Annotated in this window: 3 protein-coding genes; all 3 read right to left on the bottom strand. The window is 72.5% G+C overall.

The features are described from left to right. Positions 1 to 124: 124 nt before the first annotated feature. Positions 125 to 1,105, bottom strand: coding sequence for a prephenate dehydratase (locus tag PROKR_RS02480; RefSeq protein WP_036959348.1), 981 nt, complete (start codon positions 1,103 to 1,105; stop codon positions 125 to 127). Beyond that, positions 1,102 to 1,941: a hypothetical protein gene (locus PROKR_RS02475; RefSeq protein WP_036959343.1), complete on the bottom strand. Its 840-nt coding sequence runs from the start codon at positions 1,939 to 1,941 to the stop codon at positions 1,102 to 1,104. The genes PROKR_RS02480 and PROKR_RS02475 overlap by 4 nt, the downstream gene beginning before the upstream one ends. Before the next feature lie 40 nt (positions 1,942 to 1,981). Continuing rightward, positions 1,982 to 3,694 (bottom strand): VanW family protein (locus PROKR_RS02470; RefSeq protein WP_051432608.1); only part of this gene is annotated, 1,713 nt, incomplete at its 5' end.

The following is a 3,694-nucleotide window of genomic DNA, read 5'->3' as shown; positions in this document are numbered from 1 at the left end:
GTGAGTCCCGCCGCGCGGGCCTCGCCGCCCGACACCGGGTCGGTCGCGACCACGGGCACGCCCGCCGCCTGGAAGGCGCGCGCGAGGGAGCCTCCGATCAGCCCCAGCCCGACGACGCCGACGCTCACCACAGCAGGCCCTGGTCGCGCGCCGGTGCCTCGTCCTTGGCCGACACCGAGCCGACCGGGACGTGGTCCGGGTCGAGCACGCCGTCGAGCGCACGGAAGCCGGCGCCGGCAGGGAACAGGCCGAGGGTCTTGAGGGCGTCGCCCGCGGCGAGCAGGTCACCCAGCACGTCCCGCGCGCCGGGGGCCCAGGGCGCCTCGTCGAAGGTCACCACGAACACGTACTTGCTCTCCTGCGCCTTCAGCGGACGCGTGATCAGGCTCGACATGTTCACGCCCCGGTCGCCGAACGCGGCGGTGATCCGCGCGAGCACGCCCGGCCCGGTCACCGACGGGGTGATGGCCAGCATCGTCTTCCAGCCCGTCTCACCGGCCGCGCGCGACCGCGCCAGGTGCGCGGCGGCGGCACTACGGCGGGTCAGCACCAGGAACCGGGTGCGGCCGCCACGGAAGTCCTCCACCGCCGTCGCGTAGGTGTCGAGGCCGTAGAGCTCCCCGCAGATCGTGGGGCCCAGGGCGATCGTCCCCGGTCCGGCGTCGCGGCAGGCCGCCGCGTTGGACGACGCCGGAGCGGTCCCGAGCCCCGTACCCGTCACGAACCCGGAGCACTGGGCCAGCCCGTGGGGATGCGCGGAGACCTCGGTCAGCTCGCCGTGGCCCGGCCGCACGAACGCGTCGAACGACACGTCGAGCGCCACCTCGTCGACGGCCACGACGTCCGCGCTGGACAGCAGCGTGTCCAGTGACGGCACCACGTAGCCCTCGACGGAGGACTCGATGGCGACCACGCCGACGTCGGCACCGCCCGCGGCGACGGCGTCGTGCACGTCGCGGACGGTGTCCAGGGGCTCGGCGGTCACGGCCTCGTCGTTCCCCGCGTCGGACGGCGCGTGCCCCCGCGCCCACTGCAGCGCGGCCTGGTGGGTGAACGTGCCCTCGGGCCCCAGGTAGGCGACCCGGGTGCCGCCGGGCGCCGTCATGCCCACCGCGGGGTCAGGGTGTCGGGCCCGGGCACGAACGACTCGCCCGGCAGCACGGCCAGCGTGCGGTGCGCGACGCCGCGGTCGGTCAGGGCGGCGACCAGCACGGACAGCTTGTCGGACGTGGGGCAGGAGAAGGACGCGAAGAACACGTGCGGCCCCTCCGACGACGGCTGGCTGCGCAGGTGGTCCAGGTCCAGCCCGGCGTCCGCGATGATCGCGAGGGTGGGCTGCAGGGAGCCGAGGTGGTCGTCGGCCGGACCGAACGCGAGCCACACCTGCGCAGGCGTCGTGAACGGGGGCCAGTCGTCCCGGGACTCCAGCAGCCCGTACCAGATGGGACCGCCCTCGGCGAGGGCCGCGCTGTCCGGCAGCTCCGCGAAGCCCGCCGGGACCCGCGGCCGCTCGATCACCAGGGACCCGCCCTCGCCGGCGAGCGCGATGCGCTCCTCGACGCTGGTACGGGTGGGCACCAGACGCGGGCTCACGCCGAGGCCGCGCAGCACGCTCGCGCAGTCCCGCATGCCCGCCTCGTCGATGACGACCTGACCCACCGTGGCCCCGGCGCCGACCCAGACCCACTGGCCCGGCACCGCGACGGCCGCCGTCATGATGAGCGACGGCGCGCCCTCCAGGAGGGCGCGCTCGAGGCCCGGCGCCGGGTGCTCCGGGTGTCCCAGGTGCACCACGGCCGCCAGGGCCTCGATGCTCGCGACCGTGGCGAGCGTGTCCGCCGTGGTCCCGAGGTCGAGCAGCTCGACCGGGTCGTTCCATCCCGCCATCCGCGCGGCAAGCACCGCGTGCGCGGGAGACTCCCGCTCGCTACGTCCTAGCATGTGCCGAACCTACCGCCGGTCAGGCGTCAGAGCCGCACCGTCAGTCGCACACAACGGGGTTGTCCGGGTTGTAGGAGTGGTTGAACGAGTTCTCCTTGACGACCTTGCCGTCGTGCAGCACCTTGCGCGAGATCGTCACGGTGAAGCCGTCCTCACCGCCCGGGTACGGCTGGCAGTCGGCCGACGAGTCGTGGATCGTCGTGGTGGGTACCACGTTCTGCTTGCCGCTCGTGCCGTCCTGCACCGTGTAGTACTTGGTGCTCCAGATGCGGACCGTCAGCTGGTTGCCCGACACGAACGCCTGCATGACGGCACCGTACGGGGTGTCGTTCTTGAACTTCATGTCCTTGGCGCCCACGTAGATCGTGGCTTCTCGACCGGCGGGGTAACGCGGGAACCAGAACGAGTGCGCGTGGTGCTCGACGTCGTCGAACCCGGCGAAGAAGCCCGCGTTGAAGGAGGTCGTGGCCATCTGCGAGAGGCCACCGCCCACCGCCTCCACGTGCCTGCCGTTCTCGATCACGCCGGCGTCGAAGTAGCCGTTCTCCAGGGTGATCGGGGCCAGTGCCTCCAGCAGGGAGAACGTCTCGCCCGGCTTGATGAGGTTGCCCGTGATCATCTCCGCGCCGCGCACCAGGTTCTGGGTGCGCACCGGCTCGGCGGTCAGCGGCGTGCTGAACTCCGAGATCACCTCCTTGACGCCCAGGGCCTCGAGCGACTCGACGGTGTCCTTCGGGTCCTGCTCGACCAGCTCGACCGAGGTCTCGCGGTCGTCACCGGTCGCCGCGATCCGCACGGCCTTGCCGGCCTGGGCGGGGTCCAGCGTGGTGCCCGACTTGCCGGCGACGACGGTCGGCTTGCCGCCCGCGAACTCGAAGTGCGCGTCGGAGGGGACCTCCAGCAGGTTGGTGGTGCCGTCGACGATCGCGGCGACCGTGGCGTCCCGGTCGATGATGACGACGAGATTGTCCTTCTTCTGCTCGAACCGGATGAGCCCCGCGAGCACGTCGGGCGTCAGCACCGGCTGCTGACCGCCCACGGACACCGTGACCGGTGCCGAGACGACCTTCTGCGCGACCGCGAACTGCTGCTCGGTCTGGGCCTGCGTGATCACCGGCTGGACGGGTTCGACCGGCAGGTCGAACGGGCCCTCGGCGTGCAGCCAGCGCTCCTGGATGATGCGCGAGGTCTCGCTCGTGACGATCCGCGTGCCCTCCTTCGCGTCGGTCTTGACGGCCTGGCCGTCCACGAACCCGACGGTGCCGTCCACGGGTTCCACGGCGAGCGACTCCTCGAGGCCCGCGACGGCGGCGTCGAACTTCTCCGCGTCGATGTCCAGGAGGAGCGGCTGCTCGGAACCGCCGAACATGTGCGCCCACATGCGCGTGGGGCTCAGCGAGAAGCCGGTGAGGTCGGCCGCAGTACCCTCGGCGTCGATCGCGAGACCGCTCTTCCCCGGGGAGAGCTGGGCCTTGCCCTCGCCGGCCGTGAGGTCGATCGGCTCCTTGAGGCGCGGGCCGAGCTGCTCCGTCAGTGCGGACGACGCCTCGGACGCGGTCATGCCGCCCACGTTCACGCCGGCGACCGTCGTGTCGCGCGGCACCGTGTCGCTCACGCTCCACGCCGAGAAGGCGTAGATCGCGAACAGCAGGACGACGCCCAGGACGGTGAACAGCGCGACCTTGGGGCCGCGACTCGGGGCGCCGTCGCCGGCGAGCCCGAAGAAGCCGTCCTGGCCCGCGGGGCCGGGGCC

The sequence above is a fragment of the Promicromonospora kroppenstedtii DSM 19349 genome (assembly GCF_000515355.1).
GTDB classification, from domain to species: Bacteria; Actinomycetota; Actinomycetes; order Actinomycetales; family Cellulomonadaceae; genus Promicromonospora; species Promicromonospora kroppenstedtii.
The sequence above is the reverse complement of the archived record's forward strand: the minus strand, read 5'-3'. Positions and strand labels throughout refer to the sequence as shown.

Coding starts and splice junctions, on each gene's coding strand:
- PROKR_RS02480 (WP_036959348.1), bottom strand. CDS start 1,105: ATGACGGCGCCCGGCGGCACCCGGGTCGCCTACCTGGGGCCCGAGGGC.
- PROKR_RS02475 (WP_036959343.1), bottom strand. CDS start 1,941: ATGCTAGGACGTAGCGAGCGGGAGTCTCCCGCGCACGCGGTGCTTGCC.